At 68.9% G+C, this 24604-nt stretch carries 24 protein-coding genes; 11 read left to right on the top strand and 13 right to left on the bottom strand.

The window, feature by feature from the left end; translation table 11 throughout:
* Nucleotides 1–114: 114 nt before the first annotated feature.
* Together IEY21_RS11950 and IEY21_RS11945 are read right to left on the bottom strand one after the other, a co-directional pair.
* Nucleotides 115–1038, bottom strand: a complete 924-nt coding sequence (locus IEY21_RS11950; protein ID WP_188904575.1) for a heme o synthase — start codon at nt 1036–1038, stop codon at nt 115–117.
* Complete coding sequence (locus tag IEY21_RS11945; RefSeq protein WP_188904574.1) at nt 1035–2018, bottom strand: COX15/CtaA family protein; 984 nt, start codon at nt 2016–2018, stop codon at nt 1035–1037. The genes IEY21_RS11950 and IEY21_RS11945 overlap by 4 nt, the downstream gene beginning before the upstream one ends.
* 176 nt (nt 2019–2194) lie before the next feature.
* Here IEY21_RS11945 and IEY21_RS11940 point away from each other — a divergent pair, with 176 nt between their 5' ends.
* Nucleotides 2195–2677, top strand: a complete 483-nt coding sequence (locus IEY21_RS11940) for a DUF420 domain-containing protein (RefSeq protein ID WP_188904573.1) — start codon at nt 2195–2197, stop codon at nt 2675–2677.
* Between the two features lie 163 nt (nt 2678–2840).
* Here IEY21_RS11940 and IEY21_RS11935 read toward each other — a convergent pair whose 3' ends face one another.
* A complete protein-coding gene (locus IEY21_RS11935; RefSeq protein ID WP_188904572.1) occupies nt 2841–3098 on the bottom strand; it encodes a hypothetical protein in 258 nt (85 codons plus the stop codon).
* 272 nt (nt 3099–3370) lie between these two features.
* Here IEY21_RS11935 and panB point away from each other — a divergent pair, with 272 nt between their 5' ends.
* Complete coding sequence (panB, locus tag IEY21_RS11930; protein ID WP_188904608.1) at nt 3371–4192, top strand: 3-methyl-2-oxobutanoate hydroxymethyltransferase; 822 nt, start codon at nt 3371–3373, stop codon at nt 4190–4192.
* Between the two features lie 70 nt (nt 4193–4262).
* Here the strand turns inward: panB and IEY21_RS11925 are convergent, their stop codons facing one another.
* From IEY21_RS11925 to IEY21_RS11915, 3 genes are all read right to left on the bottom strand, one after another.
* Nucleotides 4263–5579, bottom strand: coding sequence for a Glu/Leu/Phe/Val family dehydrogenase (locus IEY21_RS11925; protein ID WP_188904571.1), 1317 nt, complete (start codon nt 5577–5579; stop codon nt 4263–4265).
* 82 nt (nt 5580–5661) lie between these two features.
* Nucleotides 5662–6906: a Glu/Leu/Phe/Val family dehydrogenase gene (locus tag IEY21_RS11920; RefSeq protein WP_188904570.1), complete on the bottom strand. Its 1245-nt coding sequence runs from the start codon at nt 6904–6906 to the stop codon at nt 5662–5664.
* A gap of 349 nt (nt 6907–7255) precedes the next feature.
* Nucleotides 7256–8230 (bottom strand): polyprenyl synthetase family protein, encoded by a 975-nt coding sequence (locus IEY21_RS11915; RefSeq protein WP_188904569.1) that lies wholly within the window; start codon nt 8228–8230, stop codon nt 7256–7258.
* 219 nt (nt 8231–8449) lie between these two features.
* Here IEY21_RS11915 and IEY21_RS11910 point away from each other — a divergent pair, with 219 nt between their 5' ends.
* Nucleotides 8450–9049 carry a hypothetical protein gene (locus IEY21_RS11910; RefSeq protein WP_188904568.1) on the top strand — a complete coding sequence of 200 codons (600 nt, stop codon included), beginning with the start codon at nt 8450–8452 and terminating at the stop codon, nt 9047–9049.
* Nucleotides 9050–9140: 91 nt separating this feature from the next.
* Here IEY21_RS11910 and IEY21_RS11905 read toward each other — a convergent pair whose 3' ends face one another.
* Both IEY21_RS11905 and IEY21_RS11900 read right to left on the bottom strand, forming a co-directional pair.
* On the bottom strand, nt 9141–9878 hold the full coding sequence (locus tag IEY21_RS11905) for an aminotransferase class IV (RefSeq protein ID WP_188904567.1): 738 nt from the start codon (nt 9876–9878) through the stop codon (nt 9141–9143).
* Complete coding sequence (locus tag IEY21_RS11900; protein ID WP_188904566.1) at nt 9875–11800, bottom strand: chorismate-binding protein; 1926 nt, start codon at nt 11798–11800, stop codon at nt 9875–9877. Before IEY21_RS11900 ends, IEY21_RS11905 begins: the two co-directional genes overlap by 4 nt.
* Nucleotides 11801–11899: 99 nt before the next feature.
* Here IEY21_RS11900 and IEY21_RS11895 point away from each other — a divergent pair, with 99 nt between their 5' ends.
* The 7 genes from IEY21_RS11895 to IEY21_RS11865 all read left to right on the top strand — a co-directional run bounded on the left by IEY21_RS11895 (nt 11900) and on the right by IEY21_RS11865 (nt 17817).
* Entirely contained in the window at nt 11900–12361 is a 462-nt protein-coding gene (locus tag IEY21_RS11895; protein ID WP_188904565.1) for an RrF2 family transcriptional regulator, read from the top strand.
* A gap of 69 nt (nt 12362–12430) precedes the next feature.
* Nucleotides 12431–13516, top strand: a complete 1086-nt coding sequence (locus IEY21_RS11890; RefSeq protein ID WP_188904564.1) for a quinone-dependent dihydroorotate dehydrogenase — start codon at nt 12431–12433, stop codon at nt 13514–13516.
* A 108-nt stretch (nt 13517–13624) separates the two neighbouring features.
* Nucleotides 13625–13825: a hypervirulence associated TUDOR domain-containing protein gene (locus IEY21_RS11885; protein WP_188904563.1), complete on the top strand. Its 201-nt coding sequence runs from the start codon at nt 13625–13627 to the stop codon at nt 13823–13825.
* A gap of 57 nt (nt 13826–13882) precedes the next feature.
* Nucleotides 13883–15178 carry a 2-oxoglutarate dehydrogenase complex dihydrolipoyllysine-residue succinyltransferase gene (odhB, locus tag IEY21_RS11880; RefSeq protein ID WP_188904562.1) on the top strand — a complete coding sequence of 432 codons (1296 nt, stop codon included), beginning with the start codon at nt 13883–13885 and terminating at the stop codon, nt 15176–15178.
* 131 nt (nt 15179–15309) lie between these two features.
* Nucleotides 15310–15816, top strand: coding sequence for a hypothetical protein (locus IEY21_RS11875; RefSeq protein ID WP_188904561.1), 507 nt, complete (start codon nt 15310–15312; stop codon nt 15814–15816).
* 37 nt (nt 15817–15853) lie between these two features.
* Nucleotides 15854–16963 (top strand): o-succinylbenzoate synthase, encoded by a 1110-nt coding sequence (gene menC / locus IEY21_RS11870; protein ID WP_188904560.1) that lies wholly within the window; start codon nt 15854–15856, stop codon nt 16961–16963.
* 89 nt (nt 16964–17052) lie between these two features.
* Complete coding sequence (locus IEY21_RS11865) at nt 17053–17817, top strand: acyl-CoA acyltransferase (RefSeq protein WP_188904607.1); 765 nt, start codon at nt 17053–17055, stop codon at nt 17815–17817.
* A gap of 52 nt (nt 17818–17869) precedes the next feature.
* Here the strand turns inward: IEY21_RS11865 and IEY21_RS11860 are convergent, their stop codons facing one another.
* The 5 genes from IEY21_RS11860 to IEY21_RS11840 all read right to left on the bottom strand — a co-directional run bounded on the left by IEY21_RS11860 (nt 17870) and on the right by IEY21_RS11840 (nt 22325).
* Nucleotides 17870–18553, bottom strand: coding sequence for an SDR family oxidoreductase (locus IEY21_RS11860; RefSeq protein WP_188904559.1), 684 nt, complete (start codon nt 18551–18553; stop codon nt 17870–17872).
* A gap of 105 nt (nt 18554–18658) precedes the next feature.
* Nucleotides 18659–19918 carry a M24 family metallopeptidase gene (locus tag IEY21_RS11855; RefSeq protein WP_188904558.1) on the bottom strand — a complete coding sequence of 420 codons (1260 nt, stop codon included), beginning with the start codon at nt 19916–19918 and terminating at the stop codon, nt 18659–18661.
* 19 nt (nt 19919–19937) lie between these two features.
* Nucleotides 19938–20774: an ion transporter gene (locus tag IEY21_RS11850; protein ID WP_229753065.1), complete on the bottom strand. Its 837-nt coding sequence runs from the start codon at nt 20772–20774 to the stop codon at nt 19938–19940.
* A gap of 31 nt (nt 20775–20805) precedes the next feature.
* Nucleotides 20806–21477, bottom strand: a complete 672-nt coding sequence (locus IEY21_RS11845) for an amino acid ABC transporter permease (RefSeq protein WP_188904557.1) — start codon at nt 21475–21477, stop codon at nt 20806–20808.
* Between the two features lie 86 nt (nt 21478–21563).
* Nucleotides 21564–22325 carry a transporter substrate-binding domain-containing protein gene (locus IEY21_RS11840; RefSeq protein WP_188904556.1) on the bottom strand — a complete coding sequence of 254 codons (762 nt, stop codon included), beginning with the start codon at nt 22323–22325 and terminating at the stop codon, nt 21564–21566.
* A 200-nt stretch (nt 22326–22525) separates the two neighbouring features.
* Here IEY21_RS11840 and IEY21_RS11835 point away from each other — a divergent pair, with 200 nt between their 5' ends.
* Nucleotides 22526–24367 (top strand): menaquinone biosynthesis decarboxylase, encoded by a 1842-nt coding sequence (locus IEY21_RS11835; protein WP_188904555.1) that lies wholly within the window; start codon nt 22526–22528, stop codon nt 24365–24367.
* Nucleotides 24368–24604: the final 237 nt, after the last annotated feature.

Raw genomic sequence — 24604 nt, 5'->3', positions numbered from 1 at the left:
CATCTCAGCAGATGAGGGTCAGGCAAGTGTCCTGATGGACGGCACCATGGCGAATTTGGAGGCCGGGCGGCGTGCCGTTCACGGTCGGTTCACCGAACCCGGACCAGGCGGCGTTCAGCCCAGGTGGGCAAAGACGATGCGGTCCACCGCCGCCATCACGAACAGCAGGGCGAGGTACAGCATCGAGTACAGGTACAGGGGCACGGCCACCCGGCGCTCGATCTTGTTGCCGGCGAAGATGTGGCGGTACAGCCGCCACGACAGCACGAGCAGCCAGCCGCCCAGCGCCGCCGCACTGACGAAATAGATTGCGCCGACCTCGCGGAAGAAGACCGGCATGACCGACAGCACCACCGTGTAGATGGCGTACAGCCCGATCTGCACGACCGTCAGCTTGTCGCCGTGAACCACCGGCAGCATGGGAATGCCGACCTCGCGGTACTCGTCTTTGATCATCAGCGCCAGCGCCCAGAAGTGCACCGGGGTCCAGAAGAAGATGATCGCGAACAGGAACCACGCGAACAGGTTCAGGTCGCCGGTCACGGCGGCCCAGCCGACCAGCGGCGGAAAGCATCCGGCGGCCCCGCCGAGCACGATGTTGTGCCAGGTGTGGCGCTTGAGCAGCTGCGTGTACACGACCACGTAGGTCAGGAAGCCCGCCAGACTCAGCCACGCGGCCAGCGGCGAGCCCCAGATCCACAGCATGATGAACGACAGGACCTGCAGCGTGCCGCCGAAGAGGGCGGCCTCACGGGTGCCGATCAGCCCGCTGGTGGTGGGGCGCTGGGCGGTGCGGGCCATCTTGTGGTCGATGTCGCGGTCGATGATCATGTTGAAGACGCCCGCCGAGCCGGCCGACATGTAACCGGCCACGCCCACCACCAGCAGCAGCCACAGCCCCGGCCAGCCGCGCGCCGCCATGAACATGGCCGTCAGGGTGGTCCACAGCAGCAGCGAGATGACCTTGGGTTTGGTCAGCGAGAGGTAGTCGCGCCAGGTGGCGCGGGCCACGGTACCTTTCAGGGGGGTTGTGGTCATGCCTGGACTCCGTTGATGCTGGCAGGGCGCGCGGTCCGCAGGCCGGTCAGGGCGTGGTAGCACAGCAAGACGGTGGTGAGCCACAGTCCGCACGCGAGCAGCAGATGGGTGAGCTGCATCCACGCCGGGGCCTTGAGGGCCACGTTGGCAAACCCGGCCACCATCTGCAGCGCGAGCATGCCCCACAGGACCACGCTCCAGCGCGTGACACCGGCCGAGGGCCGTTCGCGGCGCAGGAACACGCCCAGCCATACCAGAAAGGCGCTGGTGAGGACGGCGAGCATAGGGTGCACGACCCGCAGGTTCTCGATCACGCTGGCGGTGGCCGCGTAGTCGCGCCGCACCGTGTCCAGCGGGGTGCCGTCGGCGGGCAGGAACAGCAGGTCGCCCAGCGCCGTGACCGCGCCTGCCATGCCCAGCACGAGCAGCAGCCCCAGACCCACCGAACTCCACAGCCCGGCCTGACCCTGACCGCGCAGCCGCAGCGCCGGCCCACCCGAGGCCCACAGCGCGGTGAGCAGCAGGGCGCCGAGCAGCGCGAAGGTGTTCGCCAGATGTATGCCCTGCACGAAGCCGCGTGCCGGGTCGGTGCTCTGCGCGGTCAGTCCGAGCAGCACCTGGACGCCGCCGACCAGCCCTTCCAGAATGATCAGGCCCAGGCTGAGGACGGCCCCAAAGCGGGCCGGATGGCCGGGGCGCGTGACCGAGAAAGCCAGGGCGACCAGACCCAGGGCCAGCAGACCGCTGACCCCGCTGGTCAGGCGGTGGCTGAACTCGATGATGGTGTGCAGCGTGGGACTCTGGGGCACCACCACCCCGTTGCACAGCGGCCAGTGGTCCCCGCACCCGGCTCCGGCCCCGGTGAGGCGCACCACCGCGCCCCACAGGATCACCGCCACGTTGTAGGCCAGCGCTCCCCAGGCCAGCCGGGGCAGCCACGCGCTGGGCAGCGCCTGCCGGGCCGTCAGCGTTCCACTCATCTCCACCTTCCCTTGCCGCAGCGGTCGTCGTGGGCATTCCACGCGCCGGCAGCGATTAACGTCGCATTCTAACGGGCACACCGGGCAGAAGATTGTCCCCCCGTCACCGAGCGCCGCGGGCGCATAGGCGCAGGCGGGCCATGCGCCCCCCGCCCGCCCCCTACACTGCGGGCGATATGGCCGAAACCATCAACCAGTGGGCAGTGATCACCATTGTCCTGAGCGGCATTGCCCTGTGCGTGGGCGTGTATTTCATCCGCAGCGGCAACCGCGAGTGGCACATGCGCGCCATGCTGACCGCCAGTGCGCTGGCCACCATCTTTCTGGTGCTGTACCTCACCCGCCTGGGCCTGGGCTACGAGAAGCGCTTCGCGGGGCCGGAGGCGTGGCGCGGCCCGTACTTCGTCCTGCTGATCAGCCACATCATCCTGGCGGCCGCCAACCTGCCGTTGGCACTGGTCGCGCTGTGGAATGCCTGGAAGGGTTTAAGGAACGCCGGAACCCTGAACAACATCGATGCCCCGGCCGCCCGCCCCTTCTTCAACCGTCATCGCGCCTGGGTGCGCTGGACCGTGCCGGTGTGGCTGTATGTGGCGGTCACGGGTTGGATCATCTACCTGGTGCTGGGGCGCTGGGGTGAGGTGGTGACCCGGGGTTAGGGCCGGGCCTCCTCCGGCACGCCGCTTCAAACGCCGCCCCGTCTCCGATAGTTCGGGACGGGGCGGCGTGTTCTGATTTCCCGGGACCTTGCGGCTGCGCGGGACCACGGGGCTGGATCATGACGTGCTGCACACCTCGCGGCCGATCTGCACCCTCAGCGGTTCAGGACTTGGCGGGGAAGGCCAGATGGCCTTCATAATGCCAAGCGCTGAATTTGTAGGGCTTTTTCTCGATCAGGACGCCGTGCATGATGCCGTGCTGGGTATTGATCTGCACGTCGCAGCGCCCCTTGTCCCGGCACACGCGCTGCAGGGCTTCAATGTCACTTTCCAGCGTGCCCGTGGGCAGGGTCTTTCCTCCGGCGCAAATCATCAGCCGTTTGTTTGGCTGTACTTGGTACGTTCCTTCGAGAATCAGCATGGGCTGAGCATAGGTCACAACGGTTGAGCACATTGTTCCAGGGATGCGCTGTGGGCCAGCGCCGAACAACGGGCGCAGACGAACGCAGGGTGGCCGAGGAAAGTCCGCTGCAACCCGCGCTGGGTTTCGTGATCGGGGGCCGCGGCGCCGTGCCCCTGCTGACCCGCGAGATTCTCCGGCGGGCCGAACTGGACCGTGACCGCCGGCCCATCGTCCATGTGGGAGGAGAGGCGCCGGGGCAGTTCGGGGCGTGCGGCTGCTACCCTGCCCCCATGAGGCGCAGCATTCCCGAACTTCAGCACCCGCCGCACCCGCTGGTGATGGTCACGGCCTACGATTACCCCGGTGGCCGCCACGCCGAGGCCGCCGGGGTGGACCTGATCCTGGTGGGAGACTCTCTGGGCAACGTGGTGCTGGGCTACGACAGCACCGCGCCTGTCACGCTGGGCGACATGATCCACCACGCCCGCGCGGTGCGGCGCGGCGCTCCCGACACCTTCATGGTCGTGGACCTCCCCTTCGGCACCTACCACACCGGCGTGCAGGACGCCATGCGCAACGCCGTGCGCGTCATTCAGGAGACCGGGGCCGACGCCATCAAGATGGAGGGGGCCTCGCCGGAAATCCTGAGCGTGGTGCAGACCCTGACCCGCAACGGCGTTCCGGTGATGGGGCACGTCGGCCTGATGCCCCAGACCGCGACCGCCCAGGGCGGCCTGAAGGTGCAGGGCAAGGACGACGGCAGCGCCCGCGCGACCCTGGACGGCGCGCTGGGCCTGGAAGCCGCCGGGGCCTTTGCGGTGGTGCTGGAGGTCATCCCGGCGCGGCTGGCCCGGCTGATCAGCGAGCGGCTGACCATTCCCACCATCGGCATCGGGGCGGGCGGGGGCTGCGACGGTCAGGTGCTCGTCACTCACGATCTGCTGGGGGTTTACGAGGGCGAGGAGAAGAAGATCGCCAAGCGCTACGCCGAGGTGGGCCGTGTGGCGCGCGAGGCGATTGCCGCCTACGCCGCCGAGGTGCGCGGCGGTCAGTTTCCGACCAAAGACAACAGCTTTGTCATGAAGGACGACGTGCTGGACAAGCTGTACTGAGGCGGAAAGGCAAGGGGGGAGGGTCGGCGGGCCTGTGCCGCCGACCCTCCCCCTCGCATGCGGGCGGTCCTTATGGGTACAGACCGCGCAGCGCCCGCGCCTCGAGCACCCGCGTGCAGGACACGATGTACACGGCGGTGCGCAGCGTCACGCCGTGCTGCTCCTTGACCTCCCACAGGCTCAGGAAGGCCTCGCCCATGACGCGGTCAAGCCGCCGGTTGATCTCGTCCTCGGTCCAGAAGAACGAACTGAAATCCTGCACCCACTCGAAGTAGCTCACCGTCACGCCCCCGGCATTGGCAAGCACGTCGGGCACGATGGTCACGCCCTTCTCGGCGAGCAGGTCGTCGGCGGCGGGAATGGTGGGGCCGTTCGCTCCCTCCACAATCAGGCGGGCCTTGATGCGGTCGGCATTCTCCAGCGTGATCTGCTTTTCCAGCGCGGCCGGGACCAGCACGTCACAGTCCACGCTCCAGAACTCGTCGCGCCCGATTTCCTCGCTTCCAGGCAGATCGGTGATCTTGCCGGTGCGGCGCAGGTGCTCCAGGGCCGCGTGCGGGTCCAGGCCGGCTGCGCTGTAGACGGTGCCGGTCACGTCCTGAATGGCGACGATTTTCGCGCCGTGCTGGTGGAAGATGCGCGCGGCGGCCTCACCCACGTTGCCGAAGCCCTGAATGGCGATTCTGGCGCCTTCCATCGGCATGCCCAGCTTCCTCATGGCCTCCGCACCGGTCACGAACACGCCACGTCCGGTGGCGTCGGCGCGGCCCAGGGACCCGCCCAGGCTGACGGGCTTGCCGGTCACGACCCCGGTGGAGGTGCGTCCCACGTTCATGGAATAGGTGTCCATCATCCACGCCATGGTCTGGGGATTGGTGTTCACGTCGGGCGCGGGAATGTCCTTTTCCGGTCCGATGATCAGGCCGATCTCAGTGGTGTAGCGGCGGGTCAGGCGCTCGAGTTCTCCGGTGCTGTGCTTGCGGGGATCGATGCGCACGCCGCCCTTGCCGCCGCCGTAGGGCAGGTTGACGGCGGCGTTCTTGACCGTCATCCACGCCGAGAGCGCCATGACCTCGCTGAGGGTCACGTCCTGGTGAAAGCGGACGCCTCCCTTGGCCGGGCCGCGCGAGGTGTTGTGCTGCACGCGGTAGCCCTCGAAGTGCGCCACCGTGCCGTCGTCCAGATGAATCGGCACGTCCACCACCAGAATCCGTTTGGGCCGCTTGAGGGTCTCGACCCAGTACGCGAGCTTGCCCAGGTACGGCGTGACCCGCTCGACCTGCTCCAGATAGATCTCGTACGGCCCGATGTTGTTGGGGTCCAGATAGCTGGGAATGTCGTGGGCGCCGTATTTCTTCTGCTGGGCGGGGTCCTGGGTGGCGGTCATAGGAAAGCTCCTTTGGCGGGTGTGGCGTGGGAGACGCGGGCGGGCAGGGGGTGGGGGGCGTGGCCCCGGGCGGGCCGCCCGCTCACGGGTAGACCCCGCGCATCACGGTGGCGTTGTGCAGGCGGTTGAGGGCCACGGCGTAGGCGGCGGTGCGCATGTCCACGTCGTGCTCGCGCATAAAGGCCATCACCGTGTCCACGGCGGCGTCCACCCGCTCGTCGATGGCCGCCTCGATCTCTTCTTCGGTCCAGAAGAAGTTGTTCGCGTCCTGCACCCATTCCAGGTAGTTCACGACGACGCCGCCCAGGCTGGCGACCAGATCCGGCAGCACGGTCACGCCCTGGTTCTTCAGGAAACGCTCGGCCTCGGGCAGCACGGCGCGGTTGGTGGCCTCGACCAGATAGCGGGCGCGAACAGCGTGGGCGTTGCCGGCATTCACCGCGCCGTAGTCGTACGCGAGCATCAGCACCTCGACGTCCAGTTCCAGCAGTTCGTCCACCGAGATGTCGGTGGCAAAGCCCTGAACGGTGCCCAGCGTCTCGCGGTGCTCGGACAGGGCGGCGAGGTCCAGGCCACCGCTGGCAAAGGTCGCGCCGTCCTGATCGCTCACCGCAATCACCATGGCCCCCTGCGCGGCCAGGGTCTGCGCGGCCTTGCGGCCCACATCGCCGAAGCCGTAGACGGCCACCGGAGCGCGGTGCAGGTCGCGCCCGGCTTCCTGAAGCACCCGGCCCGTGATCAGGGCGGCGCTGCGCCCCCGCGCGTCCTTGCTGCCGTAGCTGCCGCCCAGCGGCAACGGCTTGCCAACCACCACGCCGTTGACGGTGGTGTCGGTGTTCTGGTTGTAGGTGTCCATCATCCACGCCATCATCTGCGCGTCGCTGCCCACGTCGGGAGACAGGATGTCCTGGCGGGGGCCGATCAGGTCGACGATCTCGGAGGTGTAGCGCCGCACCAGTCCCTCGGCCTCGTGCGCGCTGAGGCCGGTGGGATCAACGTCCACGCCGCCCTTGGCTCCGCCCAGCGGCAGATCGGCCACCGCCGCCTTGAGGGTCATGATGGCCGCGAGCACCTCGCATTCGTGGGCGTTGAGGCCGGTTTTCAGGCGCAGGCCGCCCATGCTCGGGCCGCGCGCGGTGCTGTGGACGGTGCGGTAGCCCCGGAAGACCCGGATCTGACCGTCGTCCATCTGCACGGGCAGATTCAGGCTGACGGTGCGTTTGGGATACTTGAAATAGGCCAGCGACTGATCGGTGACGTCGCAGTGCGGCAGCGCCTGCTGAAGCTGCTCCATAAGGCCCTGCCAGTTGAGTCCTGATGCCCGCATACGGGTCTCCTTGGTGCGAGATAGCGAAAAACGAGATGGTCGAGAAAGTAGGGAATGGTCAGGAAGTGGAAGTGCGCCGGATGGGGATGCCCCACGGTCGGGGACCGGAGAAAACAGGTGTTTTCCGGAGCATACACGCATAGACAACTGCGTTGCCACGCCTTCAGCGAAGGCTGAATCCGAGTGCCGTTCTAACGTGCCCCGGGAGCCGCGTCAACCCGCATACGCCGCGCCGACAGGGCGAAAAACCTGAAGCGATTCCAGCTGCAGGTGGGGATTCTGGGGGCCGGCGTGCCTCACAAATGAAAAGCGCCGTCCCGGTCTGCCGGACGGCGCTGGGGGATGCGGGTCAGCTCGCCCGCTCGATCTCCCGGGCAGCCAGATCTTCCAGAGCGCCGCGCGCTTCGCCGGGCGCGAAATGCTCCAGCGCGGCCACCGCGAGCCCGGCCCGCCGGCGGATTTCCTGGCGGGTCGCCTCAAAGGCGCCGGTCTGTGCGGCGAGGGCGCGCATCCGCTCCACGTCGCCCGCCTGCCCGGCGCGGCGCTCCAGAATGGCGCGGGCTTCTGCGGCGTGCGGTCCCTGCAGCAGCAGCAGGGACGGATACGTCGCTTTGCCCTCGCGCAGGTCGCCGCCCACCGGCTTGCCGATCACGGCTTCCTCCCCGGCCAGGTCCAGCAGATCGTCTTGCATCTGAAAGGCCAGGCCGTATTCGCGCCCGAAGACCTGCAGGGCGTCCCGCTGCGCCGCGCCTGCGCCCAGCAGGGTGGCGGGCGCACTGGCCGCGAGCTCAGTCAGCGCGGCGGTCTTGCCGTGAATCACATTGAGGTAGTGGTCCAGCGCGTAGTCCTGGTATGCGGCGACCTGAAATTGCAGGACCTCGCCCTCGCAGACCACGCTGGCGGTCTCGCCGAAGGCCCGTGTGAGCGCCGCGCCCCCGCTCATGCCCGAGAGCAGGGTGAGCAGCCGGGCGAGCATGAAATCGCCGCTCATTACGCTGACCACGTTGCCGAAGCGCCGGAAGGCCGCCTGCTGGCCGCGGCGGGTGTCGGCGTCATCGATCAGGTCGTCGTGCAGCAGGGAGGCCGAGTGCAGCAGCTCCACGCACACCGCGAGGTCCACCACGTCGGCCCACCCCGGCTGCCCGGGTCCGGCGCCGAGCAGCTGCGCGGTCAGGAAGGTGAGCAGCGGACGGGTCCGTTTGCCTCCCGCCGCGATCAGGTCCTCACCGATCAGTTCAATGAATTCCACCCGGGACCGCAGCACCTCCCGCAGACGGCCCTCAAAGGCCAGATCAGGAGTGCTGAGCGCCACGACACCGGTCATGCCCCGCAGTATAGGGAAGGGTGGGGGGGCAAAACGTACCGCAGCGCGCAAGGGGCCCCACCCCCGGCGGGTGAGGCGCGCGGGCACAGGCGGCAGGGGTATTAGGCCGCCTGGAACCTGCCCTGCAGCGCTGGGGCGCGGACCGGCCGGGCGGGAGGTAAAGGATTTCAGGCGCTTGTCCCTCCCCAGGGGGCGCGTTCTCATGGTAAAAAACAGGGTATGGAAAGCGTCGTTGCCCTCTTCCGCGAGCCGAAACAGGCCCAAGTGGTCCTGGAGGCCCTCAAGGCCCGTGGTTTTGACCGTGATCACCTTGGATTTGCCCTCAATGACGCCATTGCCGAGGATGACCTGGCCCAGTCCACCGGCATCAGCCCGGAAGCGGGCGCGCCCGCCGGTTCGGCCAGCGTGATTCGCGGAGCGCTTGTGGGCGCCCTGGCCGGGGTGGCCCTGACCGTGCCCATCTGGCTGCTGCTGCTGCTGTTCCCGGTCACGCGCATCTATCAGGTGGGCGGGCTGTACGGCGTGCTGTTCGGCTTCATCGGGGGGCTGGCGTTGGGCGGCCTGTTCGGCGCGCTCGCCGGCAGTGACCACGGCGACTACGTTCAGCTGTTGCGGCGCATGGGCGTGCCGGCGGTGCAGGCCGAGAAGTTCAACGCGAGCCTCAAGAGCGGCCACGTGATCGTGATCGCCCGTGACCCCAACAGTGCCCGTGCCGACGAGGCCCTGAGCCTGATGCGCCGCCACGGTGCGGTCAAGCTCGATGAGGTCAGCGGACGCGGGCGCCTGCAGAGCGAGCGGCTCGGGCAGGACGGCCACTAGACCCGTACCCGGGTGGACGGCCCGGCCTCTCTGATTTTATAGATCGCCAAGGCGCCGGATTTCCTCACAGGAAGTCCGGCGTCAGTGATCTTTAGGGGTTTGCTTGTGTCCGGGTGGGGTCGTCCGGCCACACCAGCGCGGGAGCCTCTGTCTCGGGCCACGATACCTTCAGGTCCCGGGTCCAGTCCTCGCCCATGATCCGGCGAACCGGTACGACGCCCACACCGCTGCCGCACACCCATGCCCGGGTGACACGGCTCAGCTCGGCCAGCAGGACGGGGCGCTCGGTCGCCCGGTCCGCCACTCCAAGCCCCTGCACGAAAGCGGCGCGCGTCACACCCGGCAGGCCGCCGGCCGGCAGCACCAGCGTGCCGTCCAGTTCCAGCAACGGGGAGGTCCGGGTGCCGTCGGCAAGGGTGTCGTCCTCGCCGCGCAGCCAGCCCTCAAAGGCGTCTCCGCTCTGCCGCGCCGCGAGCCGGGAGGGCAGGTAGTTGCCGGTCTTGTGCGCCGCGAGCTGCGGATGCACCCGCACCCCGGTCAGGCGGACGTTCACTCCTCCGGCGGGCCGTGGGCCCGGCTGCAACGGGCGGTGGGACCAGAAGGTGCCGCCTCCGGCCACCGTGACGCGCAGCAGGCCCCAGGACCACGGCTCCAGCGGAGGCAGCGCGGGGTCTGGACCGGGTAGGTCCAGAAAGGCGCAGGTGGCCCGCAGCCGCGCCAGATGCTGCGGCCACAGCCGCGCCGCGCCGCGGTGGGTGCGGACGGTGGTAAAGGCCGTGGCCCCGTGCAGCCATGCCGGAGCATCGAGGTGGGGGGGCAGGGGTTTCACCGGCGCACCTCCGCGCTGCGGTGCCCGGAGCTCCAGTCCCGGCTCAGGCGCAGCCAGTTGCCCAGCAGCAGACGGCCAGCCGGACTCAGCACGCTCTCGGGGTGAAACTGCACGCCCCACGCGGGGCGGTCGGGCGCGCCCAGGGCCATGACCTCGCCGCCCGCGCCCCACGCGCTGGCGTGGCCGGCGGGCAGGCCGCGCACCACCAGCGAGTGGTAGCGCCCGAACGGCGCCCCGGGCGGCACGTCCTGAAACAGACCGGTCCCGGCATGGCGCACACGTTCCGGACGGCCATGAACCGGTGCGGCGCGTTCCACCCGGCCGCCCAGAACCTGTCCCAGCGCCTGATGTCCCAGGCACACGCCCAGCAGCGGCACGCCCCCGCTCAGGCACTCGCGCGTGACCTGCAGCAGGTCGCCCGCGGTGTCCGGAGTTCCTGGTCCCGGTCCGGTCAGGACGGCGTCCGGCGCGTGCCGCAGCAGCGCGTCCGCCTGACCGGGCGCATAGACCTCCACCGCCGCGCCCAGGGCCCGCAGGTCATGCACCAGATTCCAGGTGAACGAGTCGCGGTTGTCGAGCAGATGCACCCGTAGCCCGGTCCCCGGGGTGCCGGGCGGGGTAGGCGGGGACCAGAAACTCCCCGGCGTGGGCGGCGCCGGTGGCCGGGGGGGGCGTCCGGCCGCGCCGGCCAGCACGCTCAGCAGGGCCTGGGCCTTGTGGACCGTCTCACGGGCCTCGTGGGCCGGGTCCGCGTCGATGACCGTGCCGCCGCCGGCGCGGACCTCCACCGTCCAGTCCTGCGGCCCCGCCCCGGCGCGGGTAAAGGCCGCCGTGCGGATCAGGATGTTGAGGTCCACCCGCGCTCCGCTGACAATGCCCACCCCGCCGGTATACCAGCCGCGTGGCCCCGGCTCATGGTCATAGATGGCCTGCATCACCCGTTCCTTCGGTGCGCCCGTAATGGTGCCGCCGGGGAAGGTGGCGGCCACCACCTGCGGCAGCGTGAGCTGGTCCGCCGCCCGGCCCCGCACCTCCGAGACCAGATGCATGACATGGCTGTAGCGCTCGACCAGCATCAGTTCGGGGACCGTCACGCTGCCGGGGGCCGACACCCGGCCCAGGTCGTGGCGCAGCAGGTCCACGAGCATCAGGTGCTCGGCGATCTCCTTGGGGCTGTCACGCAACTCGGTTTCCAGCGCTGCGTCCTCGTCGGCCGTGTCGCCGCGCCGCCGGGTGCCGGCAATGGGCCGGGCGCTGACCTCCCCACCCTGCCAGCACACCAGCCGCTCGGGACTGCACGACACCACCACCTCGCCGCCCATGTCCACGAACGCCATGAACGGGCTGGGATTGACCTCGCGCAGCCGCAGGTACGCTGCCAGCGGGTCGCCGTGCGCCGGAGCGCGTACCCCGCGCGAAAGGTTGACCTGATAGACCTCGCCGGCCCGGATAAGGGCCTGCAGGGCCCGCACGCCCGCCGGGTAGTCCACGTCATCCGCGCCGAAAGCACCCACCCGCAATTCCGCCACAGGAGCGGTGGGGGCGGCGCTGCCCAGCAGTCCAGCCCAGTCCGCATGTGGCTCGCCCACCACCGTCAGGGTGCCCGCCGCGCGGTCCCACACCAGGCCCGACGGGTACAGCCCCCACCACTGTGCCTCGCCCTGCGGCGGGTGGGCCGGCAGACCAAAATCCCGCGCCGCCTCGTATTTCAGCCCGCCCAGCCACGCCGGAAACAGCTCTGCGCCGGGGGGGCGCGGGGGCAGGTGGTGCTGGACCTGCTGCGGCCACGCGCTGAGAAACGAAAAGCGTCCATACCCGGTCACGGGCCCCAGCGATTCCAGCAGCACGGAGCCAGGGGCCCCCACCGCCCGCAGGCGCAGCAGAACGTCTGCCGGAGACGGAACGGAAAGCGCGGACGACACGCGCCGATTGTAGGCAAGTTGCGCGCCGGGCGGACCGGAAAGGCCCCCACTCCCCAATTCCTTACACTTTACCCGGAATTAAGCGCTAAACTGTAGGGCATGTGGGTCTCTACCAAAGCCCAGTACGGCCTGCGCGCCCTGATCGAGATCGGGCGCCGCGGCGGTGACGCCGTGCCCCTCAAAGACGTCTCCGAGCGCCAGGGCATCAGCCAGCACTACCTGGAGCAGATCGCGAGCAACCTGCGCCGCGCCGGATTCATCCGCAGCGTCCGGGGCGCGCACGGCGGTTACCGTCTGTCGCGCGCCGCCGCCGAGATCAACGTGTACGACGTGGTCACCGCCATGGAGGGCAGCATTGCCCCGGTGCAGTGCGTCGAGGACGACCACACCTGCGAGAGCCAGAACGTCTGCGGCACCCAGGACCTGTGGCACCGCGTGGACGCCGCCCTGCGCGACGTGCTGGGCGGCACCACCCTGGCTGACCTGATCGTGGACAGCGAACGGCAGCAGCACGCCCGGCTGGTGCAGCTGGAAGCGAGTTACGCCGGCCCCCCGGTCTGAGCAGATAGGTCCCCCAAGCCGGCCCGCGCGGGTCAGAAGGCACGCCCCCGGTTCCGTATGCTGGGGGCGATGTACCGCCGAGTGCTAAAACCGATGCTCTTTCGCCTGGAGGCGGAGGATGCCCACCACCTGACCCTGAACCTGCTGGAGGCCGCCTCACGCGTGCCCGCGTGGCCGGGGCTGGCCCGGCGCTGGACCGCGCCCGCCGATCCCGCGCTGACGCAGACGCTGTGGGGCCACCGCTACGACGGGCCGGTGGGTCTCGCGGCGGGCCTGGACAAGAACGGGGTGGCGCTGCCCGCCTTTGCGGCGCTGGGCTTCGGCTTTCTGGAGGTCGGAACCGTCACTCCCCGTCCCCAGCCTGGCAACGAGCGGCCCCGGCTGTTCCGGCTGCCGCAGGACCACGCGCTGATCAACCGCATGGGCTTTAACAATGCGGGCACCCAGGCCCTGCACGCCCGCCTGGGGGCGCGGGCCGCCCACCCCACGCCGCTGTGGGTCAACATTGGCAAGAACAAGGACACGCCGAATGAGGACGCCGCCGCCGACTACCGGCGCTGCGTGGAGGCGCTGGGCGACGTGGCCGACGCCTTTGTCGTCAATGTCAGCAGTCCCAACACGCCGGGGCTGCGCGCGTTGCAGGCTGCCGGCGACCTGGAGGAACTTGTCCGCGCCGTGGCGCAGCAGGTCGAGGCGGGCCGGGTGCGGCACCTGCGCCGACCACCCGTACTCGTCAAGCTCGCGCCCGACCTGCACCCCGCCGACTTCGAGGCGAGCGTGGAGGCTGTGCGCAGAGCGGGCGCACAGGGTCTGATCATCAGCAACACCACCCTGGACCGCAGCGGCCTGGGCAGTCTCCACCGCGCGGAGGCGGGCGGTCTCAGCGGGCAGCCGCTGGCCGCGAAGTCCACCGCGCTGGTGCGGGAGGCCTACCGCCTGACCGGAGGCCACCTGCCCATCGTGGGGGTCGGCGGGGTGTTCGGTGCCGAGGACGCCTACGCCAAGCTCCGTGCCGGAGCCAGCCTGATCGAGCTGTATACCGCCCTGATCTACGGCGGGCCGGGGGTGGTGCGAGGCCTGAACCGTGGCCTCTCGGCGCTGCTCGCCCGCGACGGCGTGCGTCACCTGAGTGAGGTGGTCGGCGCAGACGCCTGAGTCGGCCGTTTTCGAGGCCCCGGCTCTCCAGAGCGTTCCTTCATGGTGTGGCCGTGTCAACAGGGAAGTGGTCCCCGGCATGACACGCTGCCGGGCGAGGTGAGGCCCATGACGTTCAAGGTCGGAGACGCGGTGAAGTGGAACAGCCACGGCGGCGAGGCGCGTGGCCGGGTGGTGTGGGTGGTGCACGAGGACGGCGAGGTCAGCGGGTTTGCCTACCGGGCCAGCCGCGACGATCCGCGCTACATCGTGGAACTGGAGGACGGACAGCAGGTGGCCCACACGGCCCAGGCCCTGAGCAAGGTCTGATCCATTCCGGCGTCCCCGGTGCGGTCACAGGTGCGGAGGGGTATAACAGGGGACGTTATGGCGGACATTAAAGTTCCTGTTTTTTCCGAGTCGGTGAGCGAGGGTACGCTGCTGACATGGCACAAAAAGCCCGGCGAGGCCGTGAAGCGCGGCGAGGTGCTTGCCGAGATCGAGACCGATAAGGTGGTGTTGGAGGTCACGGCGCAGGCCGACGGCGTCCTTCAGAGCGTCGCCAAGAATGAGGGCGACACCGTTCTCAGCGAGGAAGTGCTGGGGGTGCTCGGCGACGCGGGCAGCGCTCCGGCCCCCACTGCTGAGGAGACCAGCGGCCCCATTCCTGACGAGGCGAGCGCGGGCGGCACCGCCGTTCACCCCGACAGCGCGGGAACCCAGCCGGCTGCCCAGACGGGAGGTGCGCCGCGCCGCGAGGACCTCTCGCCCGCCGTTCGCAAGGTCGTGGCTGAGAACAACCTCAACCCCGCACAGATTCCGGCCAGCGGTCCGCGCGGCAACATCACCAAGCAGGACGCCGTAACGGCGGCCCAGGGCGGCGGCACGGACCAGGGCCCCCAGGCGGCCTCGGCTCCGGCCGGCGTGCAGGCGGCTCCTGCATCTGCGGCTCCATCCTCCGCCTCCGCGGTGCCCAGCGGCCCGCGTGCCGAGCAGCGGGTTCCCATGACCCGCATCCGCGCGCGCATCGCCGAGCGCCTCAAGGAAGTGCAGAACACGGCCGCGCTGCTGACCACCTTCAACGAGGTCAACATGCAGCCGAGCATGGACCTGCGCAAGAAGTACCAGGACCAGTTCGTGGCCAAGCACGGCGTCAAGCTGGGCTTCATGAGCCTGTTCGTGCGTGCCGCCACCGAGGCCCTCAAGGCCTTCCCGCTGGTCAACGCGAGCATTGACGGCAAGGACATCGTGTACCACGGCTTCTACGACATCGGCATCGCGGTTGCCAGCGACCGCGGTCTGGTCGTGCCGATTCTGCGCGATACCGAGCAGATGAGCCTGGCGACCATCGAGAAGGAGATCGCGGCCTTCGCCGGCAAGGCCAGAAACGGCAAGCTGACGATGGAGGACATGAGCGGCGGCACCTTTTCCATCACGAACGGGGGCACCTTCGGCTCCATGATGAGCACGCCTATCATTAACGCGCCTCAGAGCGCCATCCTGGGCATGCACAACATCATCGAGCGGCCCATCGCCCAGAACGGTCAGGTCGTGATCGCCCCGATGATGTACCTGGCCCTGAGTTACGACCACCGCATCATCGACGGCAAGGAAGCTGTGCAGTTCCTGGTGATGATCAAGAACCTGCTGGAAGACCCGGCGCGGATGCTGCTGGAACTGTAAGCCTGCTTTCCGGGACTTCTTTCCCGGGTGTGTTCAGGAGACTGCCCGGCGGCCACATGCCGGGCAGTCTCCTCGTGTTCCGGCGAATCCTGTCAGGGTCTTGAGAGAGGGCCCGGCCTACGCTGGGTGCCATGACCGTGGTACCGGAAAGCGCGTTGCGGGGACGACTGGGCGGGGTCAGCCGGGGACTGGACCTCAGTGCCGGGTGGGATGGACAGTGTCTCACGGGCCGCATCGGCAGTTTTGTAACCGGGCAGGACCTCAGGATGGAGGTGGTCGAGGACGGTCTGCGGGGCCGGCTGGGCGGGGTCATCACGGGCTGGGACGTGCGGGCCGGCGTCCAGGCCGGGGAACTGCACCTGCACCTGGGAGGCGTGACCGATGGTGTGGACGCCCGGCTGGCCTTTACGCCGGGCAGCGTGGTGGGCCGGTACGGAGGCTTTACCCGTGGCCTGGACATCCATCTGCGGCACTACGGCGATGAGGTCCGGGGCCGTTTTGGTGGATACACCGACGGCACGGACCTTCGGATGATCCTGGGTGAAACGCCGCTGCTGCTGGGGGTGGTGCTGGCGGTGAGTGCGCTGCGGGTGTGGCAGGAGCAGGAAGCGGCTGCCCAGACCGCGCCGCGCCGCTGAGGGCCTGAACACTGCTGTACCCGGCATACTGGGGGGCATGCTACGCATTGATGCCGCCGAATTGATGGTTGTCCGCCTGCCTCTGCGGTTCCGTTTCGAGACCAGTTTTGGCGTGCAGACCGCGCGCACCCTGCCGCTGCTGGTCCTGCACGGAGACGGCGTGCAGGGCGTCTCGGAGGGGACCATGGAGGTCGCCCCGATGTACCGCGAGGAAACGGTGGCGGGCGCGCTGGGCCTGCTGCGCGAGGTCTTCTTGCCGCGTGTGCTGGGCAAGACCTTTGCCAATCCCGAGGAACTGAACGATGCCCTGGGCAGTTTCCGGGGCAACCGCATGGCACGCGCCATGGTCGAGATGGCCGCGTGGGACCTGTGGGCCCGGATGCTGGGGGTGCCGCTGGCGACCCTGCTGGGCGGGCGCAAGACCCAGGTGGAGGTCGGCGTCAGTCTGGGGATTCAGGCCGACGAGGCCGCCACGGTGGACGCGGTGCGCCGCCACGTCGAGCAGGGCTACCGGCGCATCAAGCTCAAGATCAAACCCGGCTGGGACCTGCAACCGGTGCGGGCCACCCGCGAGGCCTTTCCGGACATCCGCCTCACCGTGGATGCCAACAGCGCCTACACGCTGGCCGACACGGCGCGGCTGCGGGCGCTGGACGCCTTTGACCTCACCTACATCGAGCAGCCGCTGGCCTGGGACGATCTGGTGGACCACGCGGCGCTGCAGGGCCGCCTGCAGACCCCGCTGTGTCTGGATGAGAGCGTCGCCAGCGCGGCGGACGCCCGCAAGGCGCTGGCAATCGGCGCGGGCGGGGTCATCAACCTGAAGGTGGCGCGGGTGGGCGGCCACGCCGAGGCCCGCCGGGTGCATGACGTGGCGCAGGCTTTCGGTGCGCCGGTGTGGTGCGGCGGCATGCTCGAAGGCGGGGTGGGGCGCGCGCACAACATCCACCTCTCCACGCTGCCGAATTTCACGCTGCCGGGCGACACGTCCAGCGCCAGCCGCTACTGGGACACCGACATCATCAATGAGCCGCTGGAGGCCGCAGACGGCCTGATGCCGGTGCCGGAGGGCCCGGGCACCGGAGTCAGCCTCAACCGCGAATTCATCGAGAGTGTGGCCGAGGTGATGGAGGAGCACCGCCCTTGAGCGCGCCGTCCGGGTCGGGGGAGGGCATCCGGCCCTCCACGCTTCCCGCGCGTCCCTACGTGATCCGGGACGTGACCGATCCGTGGGCCATGCGCGCGCTGGAGGCGGTGCAGGTGGCGGCATGGGGCTACCCCGACCGCGAGGTGCTGCCCAGCAGCATGATGCGCATCAGCTCGGTGTGCGGCGGCGTGGTGCTGGGCGCGTATCCGGCACTGCCCCCGGATGACCCGCAGGGAGAGGTTCCTTACGGGCTGGCGTTCGGGTTTCCGGCGCTGGTGGGCGGCCGGCTGTGGCACCACTCGCACCTGCTCGCGGTGCATCCCGACTGGCGCGGCAGCGGCCTGGCGGTGGCCCTCAAGCTGCGCCAGCGTGATCGGGTGCTCGCCCAGGGCATCGCGCGCATGACCTGGACCTTCGATCCCCTGGTGGCGCGCAACGCCCGGCTGAACCTGGGCAAGCTGGGGGCGCGGGCCATCAGCTATCACGCCGACTGGTACGCTCTGGACGACGACCGCGAGCGGGCCTTTCCCGCCGACCGCCTGATGATCGAGTGGGACCTGACCCGCCCCCACGCCGAGCGGCCCCCGCCGGCCCCCCACGGTGAAGTGGCGCTGGCAGCGCGGCCCGACGACACCGAGGAACCGGACCGGCCGGACCTGACCCTGCGGGGGCGGCAGCTGCTTGCCGAGGTGCCGCGCCGCGCCGAACTGATGAACGATCCCCTGCGGCGGTTGTGGCGGCTCGCCCTGCGCGAGGTGCTGGGCCATTACCTGGGGCAGGGCTATATGGTGGGCGATCTGGCCGCCGACGGCGACCGGGTGTTCTACGTGCTCACCCGGGTGGGGGAGGGCTGAGGAACAGCTTCAGGGCCCCACTTCTCTGTGTCTGAGTGCTCAGAGGCCTGGGCTACTCCTCCACATCCGGGTACACCTTCAGCTCGGTCAGGTGGGCGCGGTCGGGGCGGGTCAGCAGGTGGGCCACACTCTTGGCCAGCCCGCGGACGTCAATCATGGTCTCCCACTTGAGGCCGGCGTCCCGGTTGGCTGGGGTGTCGATGGCTCCCATCGGGTACAGCACGCAGCCGCGCACGCCCCGCGCCTTGAGTTCGTCGTTCAGGCTGTAGATGTAGGCGCTCACGGCCGCCTTGCTCGCGGTGTACAGCGCCGCGCCGGGGCCGCTCATGCGCGCGGCCTGCGCCGCACTCACGCCCAGAATGATGCCGTCTTTCTGCCGGAGCATGTGCGGCAGCACGCCCTGAACAGCGTGGAACAGGGTCAGCAGGTTGGCGTCGAGCATCGCCCGCAGATCGTCGGTGGTCGCCTTCTGCACCGGCTGCATGGTGTACGCACCCGCCGTGTGGACCAGGATGTCCACCTTGACCTTCTTCAGCTCGGCCACGCTCGCCGGGTCGGACAGGTCGGTGTCGATCACCTCGGTGGCAGGAAAGCGGTCGGCGGCGCGGGCCAGGGCCTCGCCGCGCCCGACCAGGACCATCTGTGCGCCCGCGTCGTCGAGTTCCTGAGCAATGGCCGTCGCAAGTGCGCCGCCTGCTCCCGTGAGCATGACCGTAGAGGAGCCGAGGTTCGCCATACCCTCAGCCTAACCGCTGGGCGCACGAACAGGCTTGTGTGAACGCTAAGGGGAGGGGTGGGGCGGAGAAAAAGGAAGTCGCCCCGTTCCCACCTGCCACCCCGCTTATCCCTCCCCGTACCCCGCCGCCCGCACCGCGGCCCACTCGCCCTGTCCCAGCACGAACGGCCGGCGCTGCAGATCGGTGGTGATGTGGGGGCCCTGCGCCGACAGATACACGTCCACCTCGGTACGGATGCCAAAGCCCTGCGCGGCGGGGTAGGTGCCGGGTTCCACGGTCACGGCCAGTCCGAGGGTCAGCCGGCGGGTGTCGCGGGTCTCGTAGTCGTCCAGATTGGCGCCCGCGCCGTGAATCTGCACGCCCAGGTCGTGGCCGGTGCGGTGCAGGAAGTGGGGGCCCCACACCGGGCCCATCGCGTCCCGCGCAGCCCGGTCGGGTTCCCAGCCCTGCAACTGGCCCCAGCCTTCGGTGTCAAAACGCTCCTGCAGCAGCTTCAGGGCCGTATCCCGCGCCGCGCAGACCGCCGTCCAGGCCTCCAGGTAGGCGGCAGACGGCTCGCCCGCATAGCCCACCCAGGTCACATCGGCAAAGGGGCGGCCCGGTTCCTGCGCCCACAGGTCGATCAACACGCACTGGCCCGGCTGCAGCACGGCGTTCTTGTCTCCACCGGGTTCATAGTGCGAGTCGGCGGCGTTCACCCCGAAGCTCACGTTGACCGGGTGCCCGGCGGACATGCCCGCTCCCGCGATGGCGTCCATGATCTTGGCCTGCACCTCCAGTTCGCTGATGCTCTCGCCCACCTTCAGGCGTTCATGAATCAGCCAGAAGGCGTCGTCCTTGGCCCGCATAAGGACGGCGGCGGCGCGCTGGTGGGCTGTCAGATCCTCCGGCGACCACGCCAGAAAGGACTGCAGCAGGTCGGCGCTGCTCGTAATTTCGCGGGCTCCCGCCGCCCGCACCCGTTCCACGGTACCGGCGTCCACCCGGCTGACATAGGGCACGGCCCCGTCCGGGCTGTATTCCATCGCCACCCGCTGTCCGGCGACCACCGCTCCCAGCGCGGCGTCGAGTTCCTGATGCGAGCCGAAGGCCCGGCGCTCAATGTCCCAGCCGCGCGTGATCTCGCTCCAGGTGCCGCCCTCGATGTGGTTGTGCAGCAGCACCGCCCGGCCCTGGCGCGGCACGTACACAAAAAACCGGCGCGTCAGGAACGCGCCCGCGGGCAGGTCCAGCACCCGCCGCGCGTGCGGGTTGAGGCCCTGGAAGTCGTAGATCAGCCAGCCGTCCAGTTCGGTGGGCTGCAGTGTGGCGCGCAGGCGGTCCACGGGCGAGGTCCGGGCCAGGTCGGGCGGAGCAGAGGTCATGGCCGTAGGGTAAACCCGCTCACCGGCTGCGGTCCAACGCACCGCCCAACATACCGCGCAGCGCCGCGAGCTCGCCGCGCACCTCGCGCAGCTCCAGCCGCAGGGCCTCGTTGTTGACGTCGCTGTCATCGTCGGGCGGATACGCCTGATCTGCGCCGATAAACAGGCTGGCCAGCGCCGCCGTCAGGTAGCCGAAGACCGCAAAACCGTACACCGCGAGCAGGAAGGTCAGGGCGCGGCCCTCGGGAGTCACCGGCCAGTACTCCGAGCCCAGGCTGGTCAGGAGCATGCCCACCCAGTACAGCCACGCCCCGAAGCCGCCGGGCGCTCCGGCCTCGCCCGCCTCAAACGAGGCCATGCCCGCCGCGCCGGCCAGCGCCACCAGCGCGGTGGCCCCCACCACAAATCCCAGCCCCCGGCGCTGCAGGGTGCGGCGCAGCGTGTGCAGGCCCCGGTTCAGGCTGGTCAGAATCCGCAGCAGGTTGGTGCCGCGCGTGGCCCTCAAGATCCGCAGCGCCCGCAGTCCCCGGAAGGCCCGCAGGATGCGCAGCGCCGGCAGCAGCAGGCTCAGGGCGGTCAGCCAGTTGCGCCGGAAATACTCGGACTTGTCGGGGGCCAGGGTCACCGACAGCAGAAAGTCCAGCACGAACAGCCCCCAGATCACGTTGCTGACCACCTGCAGCAGCGGCGGGAGGCCCCGCATCAGGTCCAGCACGAGCAGGCCCAGCCACGCGAAGCTCAGGACGATCATGGGCCGGTCCAGCAGGGCGTCCAGCTGGGCCAGGGTGGTCAGGCGGGCCGATTTCAGCTCGTCGTCGAGGGGCGCTGGCGCGGGCCGGGGCTGGGGAGCGGGCATGGACTCAGGGTAGGGCCTGTCTGCGCCCGCGTCAGGTTCCGCGCGAAAACCGGCGTTCCAGTCCGCGCTGCACCACTTCCAGCGCGCTGCTGATGGCCCAGTACATCAGGGCGGCCGTCAGGTAGGGACCGAAGGGCTCAAAGGTGCGGGCGATGACGAGCTGCGCCGAGCGCAGAAGTTCCACCACCGTGATCACCGAGACCAGCGAGGTGTCCTTGACCAGCCCGATCAGGGTGTTGCTCAGGCTGGGCAGCGCCACCCGCGCGGCCTGGGGCAGCACGATCAGGCGCATGGTCTGTGCGCCCGTGAGGCCCAGACTGGTGGCGGCCTCGCGCTGACCCCTGGGAATGCTCAGGATGGCGGCCCGGATGGTTTCCGAGAGGTAGGCTGCGGCATTCAGCGTGAGGGCGATCACCCCGCCCACCACCGGACTGAGCGTGATGCCCAGGCTGGGCAGGCCGTAATAGATGACGAAGATCTGGACAAGCAGCGGCGTTCCGCGAATGAACGACACGAACACGCTGCTGACGCCCCGCAGCGCTCCCACCCCCGACAGGCGGGCCAGCGCAACCGCAAAGCCCAGCGGCAGCCCCAGCAGCATGGCCGCCAGCGCGAAGCCCAGCGTCACCGGGGCGGCGGCGAGCAGGGTGGGCAGCGCGTTCCATGCGCTTTGCAGCACCAGATGCAATTGTTCGGTGTTCATGGGGCTCCTTACGCGTGGCCGTGGGGCGCAGCGCGGCCCCCTCCCCAGTGTGCAGGGAGGGGGCGCGGGGTCCGTTCAGACCGGGTTCAGGGTTTGCTGACGTCCTGCCCGAACCACTTGCGGCTGAGCTGGGCGTAGGTGCCGTCGGCCTTGAGTTGCAGCAGCGCCCGGTCGATGGCCGCCTTGAGGCCCGTATTGGTCTTCTTGACGGCGATGCCCACCGGCTCAGGAGCGCCTACCACGCCCGCGCCGCGCACTGGCAGCCCTTCTTTCTGGATCAGGTAGCCCACGAGCAGGCGGTCGTTGAAGGCCGCATCCAGCCGTCCGGCGGCGAGATCGGCGAGGTACTCCGGTGCCCCGGGATAGGTCACCACATTGATGCCCCCCGCCTCGCGCAGCTGCTTCTCGAAGTTGCTGCCCAGGCCCACGCCCACGCGCTTGCCCTTCAGGTCGGCGAGCGTCTTGGGCGAGAAGCTGCCCGTCTTCTTCACGATGATCTGCGGCGAGGAGTATGCGTAGGGTGCGCTGAAGCCGATGCTCTTCTGCCGCTCGGGGTTGATGCCCACCTGGTTGACGATCACGTCGTATTTGTTCGCCTGCAAACCGGCGAGGATGCCGCTCCATTCGGTCAGCACGAACTCGGGCTTCAGCCCCAGTTTGGCGGCCACCGCGCGGGCGAGCTCCACATCAAAGCCGGTCAGGTTGCCCTTCTCGTCCTTGTAGGTAAACGGCGGATAGGTGCCCTCCATACCAATTTTCAGCACGCCTTTGTTCAGGGTGGTGGGCGCGGTCGCGGCGAGACTGCTGCCCGCGAGGGTCAGGGCGGTCATCAGGAACAGGTGTTTCATGGAACTCCTTAAAGGGCACGGGGGCGGGGGGAGGTGGATGGGCACGGGAGGCCCGGCCCGGATCAGCGCCAAGCTTACAAAAAAGATCAACTAAGAGTGCGGTCTGCCTTTCAAATGGTCTTGAGCGAAGCGTCATGGTTGCGCCCGGCAACTCAACCCCCGGTACGGTTGCCCCGCGCTTCCCGGCCTATGCTCCAGCCATGGCCTTTCCGGACATTCAGAGTTTTATGCGCCTGCTCGAAGACCGTGGCGAACTGCTGCGCGTCTCCGTTCCCGTCAGCCACGATCTGGAAATCACCGAGATCGCCGACCGTCTGGTGAAGAAGGGAGGACCGGCGCTGCTGTTCGAGAACGTGCGGGGCAGCGACTTTCCGGTCGCCATTGGCCTGATGGGCACCCGGGAGCGCACCGCCCTGGCCCTGGGAGTCGATGATCTGGACGACCTCGCCGCCAAGGTCCGCGCCCTGATCGACCTCAAAGGGGGGGGTGGCAAGCTTGGCCTGCTGGGCAACGTGACCAAGCTCCGAGACGCCATGAACCTGCCGCCCCGGCGGGTCCGGACCGGCCCGGTACAGGAGGTCGTGTGGCGTGGGGATGAAGTGGACCTCTCGCGCCTGCCCATCCTGAAGTGCTGGCCGCTGGACGGCGGTCCCTTCGTGACCCTGCCGCTGGTGATCACGCGGGACCCCGAGACCGGCGAGCGCAACATGGGGATGTACCGCATGCAGGTGATGGGCAAGAACACCACAGGCATGCACTGGCAGCGCCACAAGACGGGCACTCGGCATCTGGAGAAGGCCAAGCGGCTCGGGCAACGGCTGGAGGTGGCGGTCGCCATTGGCGGAGACCCCGCCCTGATCTATGCGGCCACCGCGCCGCTGCCCCCCATCCCGGGTCTGGACGAGTTCGCGCTGGCGGGCTATCTGCGTGGACAGCGCTACCCGGTCACGAAGGGAATCACGGTAGACCTGGACGTACCGGCCAACGCCGAATTCATTCTGGAAGGGTATGTGGACCCCGCCGAGGACTGGGTGACCGAGGGGCCGTTCGGCGATCACACCGGCTTCTACACGCTGCCGGATCTGTACCCGCTGTTTCACGTTACTGCCGTGACCATGCGCCGCAGTCCGGTGTACCCGGCGACCATCGTGGGTCGCCCGCCGATGGAGGACGCCTACCTGATCGAGGCCTCCGAGCGTCTGTTCCTGCCCGCCGCACAGCTGATCCTGCCCGAGATCGTCGATTACCACATGCCGCCCGCCGGGGTGGCGCACAACTTGGTATTCGTGGGCATCCAGAAGGGGTACCCGGGTCAGGCCTACAAGGTGGCCAACGGGCTGTTCGGGCTGGGCCAGATGATGTTCGCCAAGGTGATCGTGGTGGTGGATGAGAACGTTCCAGTCAACGACTTTGATGCCGTGTGGCGGGAGGTCGCCGTCCGGGCCGTGCCGGGGCGCGACACCCTGACCACGCGCGGACCCACCGACGTGCTGGACCACAGCAGCCGGGGCTGGGGGTACGGCGGCAAGCTGATCATCGATGCCACCACCAAGAAGCCCGAGGAGACCGGGGGGGCCGAGTCCAGCCGGGACCTTCAGCTTGATGACCCGGCGCATGAGGAGATGTTCAGGCCGTACGCCTCCGCTGAATTGCCCAATTTCGAGGGTGTGGTGGCCCAGCGGCAGACCGACGACGGCTACTGGCTGGTGGCCCTGCACAAGACCCGCCCCGGTCAGGCACACGAATTGGCCCAGGCTTTTGCGGCCCACCCCGCCGCTGAAGGCATCCGGCATCTGCTGATCTGTGACGAGCACACCGACGTCCAGAACATTCAGGACGTGTGGTGGACCGTCCTGAACAACGTTGACCCGGAACGGGACGTGGTCCAGTTCGGCGCTCTGCTTGCCTGGGACGGCGCACGCAAGTTGCCCGAGGAAGGTTTTGTCCGTCCCTGGCCCCCCAAGATCGAGATGGACGCGGCGGTGGCCGACCGGGTCGACGCGCTGTGGCCGGTCTATGGCCTGCCGGAACGCTGGCGCTGAGGCGGTTCTGGCAGGGCCGGCAGGGAATGCGGGCGACAGGTGTTGACAGAACTGCCGGGGAAGCATATAGTTCCCTTCGCCCGAGAAGAGGGGCGAAAGCGAAAAGCCGAAAGGCCTCGCTGGGACGCATGAAAATCTGGTGTTGATGATGATGACAGGATCGTCCGACAGGACGAGCGAGCGGACGCTTCCCCCCGGAAGAGTCTCCAGATTCGCGAAACGTGATCTTCGGATCAC

It is taken from the genome of Deinococcus aerophilus, assembly GCF_014647075.1.
Classification (GTDB): domain Bacteria; phylum Deinococcota; class Deinococci; order Deinococcales; family Deinococcaceae; genus Deinococcus; species Deinococcus aerophilus.
Note: the sequence above shows the minus strand (reverse complement) of the source record. Positions and strands in the feature narration are given on the sequence as shown.

What these genes read in the sequence shown, in the direction of transcription:
- IEY21_RS11860 (WP_188904559.1), bottom strand. Translation starts at nt 18,553, where the DNA reads ATGGCGAACCTCGGCTCCTCTACGGTCATGCTCACGGGAGCAGGCGGC.
- IEY21_RS11845 (WP_188904557.1), bottom strand. Translation starts at nt 21,477, where the DNA reads ATGAACACCGAACAATTGCATCTGGTGCTGCAAAGCGCATGGAACGCG.
- IEY21_RS11950 (WP_188904575.1), bottom strand. Translation starts at nt 1,038, where the DNA reads ATGACCACAACCCCCCTGAAAGGTACCGTGGCCCGCGCCACCTGGCGC.
- IEY21_RS11935 (WP_188904572.1), bottom strand. Translation starts at nt 3,098, where the DNA reads ATGCTGATTCTCGAAGGAACGTACCAAGTACAGCCAAACAAACGGCTG.
- IEY21_RS11855 (WP_188904558.1), bottom strand. Translation starts at nt 19,918, where the DNA reads ATGACCTCTGCTCCGCCCGACCTGGCCCGGACCTCGCCCGTGGACCGC.
- IEY21_RS11835 (WP_188904555.1), top strand. Translation starts at nt 22,526, where the DNA reads ATGGCCTTTCCGGACATTCAGAGTTTTATGCGCCTGCTCGAAGACCGT.
- IEY21_RS11940 (WP_188904573.1), top strand. Translation starts at nt 2,195, where the DNA reads ATGGCCGAAACCATCAACCAGTGGGCAGTGATCACCATTGTCCTGAGC.
- IEY21_RS11945 (WP_188904574.1), bottom strand. Translation starts at nt 2,018, where the DNA reads ATGAGTGGAACGCTGACGGCCCGGCAGGCGCTGCCCAGCGCGTGGCTG.
- IEY21_RS11920 (WP_188904570.1), bottom strand. Translation starts at nt 6,906, where the DNA reads ATGCGGGCATCAGGACTCAACTGGCAGGGCCTTATGGAGCAGCTTCAG.
- IEY21_RS11875 (WP_188904561.1), top strand. Translation starts at nt 15,310, where the DNA reads ATGACCGTGGTACCGGAAAGCGCGTTGCGGGGACGACTGGGCGGGGTC.
- IEY21_RS11850 (WP_229753065.1), bottom strand. Translation starts at nt 20,774, where the DNA reads ATGCCCGCTCCCCAGCCCCGGCCCGCGCCAGCGCCCCTCGACGACGAG.
- panB (WP_188904608.1), top strand. Translation starts at nt 3,371, where the DNA reads ATGAGGCGCAGCATTCCCGAACTTCAGCACCCGCCGCACCCGCTGGTG.
- odhB (WP_188904562.1), top strand. Translation starts at nt 13,883, where the DNA reads ATGGCGGACATTAAAGTTCCTGTTTTTTCCGAGTCGGTGAGCGAGGGT.
- IEY21_RS11890 (WP_188904564.1), top strand. Translation starts at nt 12,431, where the DNA reads ATGTACCGCCGAGTGCTAAAACCGATGCTCTTTCGCCTGGAGGCGGAG.
- IEY21_RS11865 (WP_188904607.1), top strand. Translation starts at nt 17,053, where the DNA reads ATGCGCGCGCTGGAGGCGGTGCAGGTGGCGGCATGGGGCTACCCCGAC.
- IEY21_RS11840 (WP_188904556.1), bottom strand. Translation starts at nt 22,325, where the DNA reads ATGAAACACCTGTTCCTGATGACCGCCCTGACCCTCGCGGGCAGCAGT.
- IEY21_RS11895 (WP_188904565.1), top strand. Translation starts at nt 11,900, where the DNA reads ATGTGGGTCTCTACCAAAGCCCAGTACGGCCTGCGCGCCCTGATCGAG.
- IEY21_RS11925 (WP_188904571.1), bottom strand. Translation starts at nt 5,579, where the DNA reads ATGACCGCCACCCAGGACCCCGCCCAGCAGAAGAAATACGGCGCCCAC.
- IEY21_RS11885 (WP_188904563.1), top strand. Translation starts at nt 13,625, where the DNA reads ATGACGTTCAAGGTCGGAGACGCGGTGAAGTGGAACAGCCACGGCGGC.
- menC (WP_188904560.1), top strand. Translation starts at nt 15,854, where the DNA reads ATGCTACGCATTGATGCCGCCGAATTGATGGTTGTCCGCCTGCCTCTG.
- IEY21_RS11915 (WP_188904569.1), bottom strand. Translation starts at nt 8,230, where the DNA reads ATGACCGGTGTCGTGGCGCTCAGCACTCCTGATCTGGCCTTTGAGGGC.
- IEY21_RS11910 (WP_188904568.1), top strand. Translation starts at nt 8,450, where the DNA reads ATGGAAAGCGTCGTTGCCCTCTTCCGCGAGCCGAAACAGGCCCAAGTG.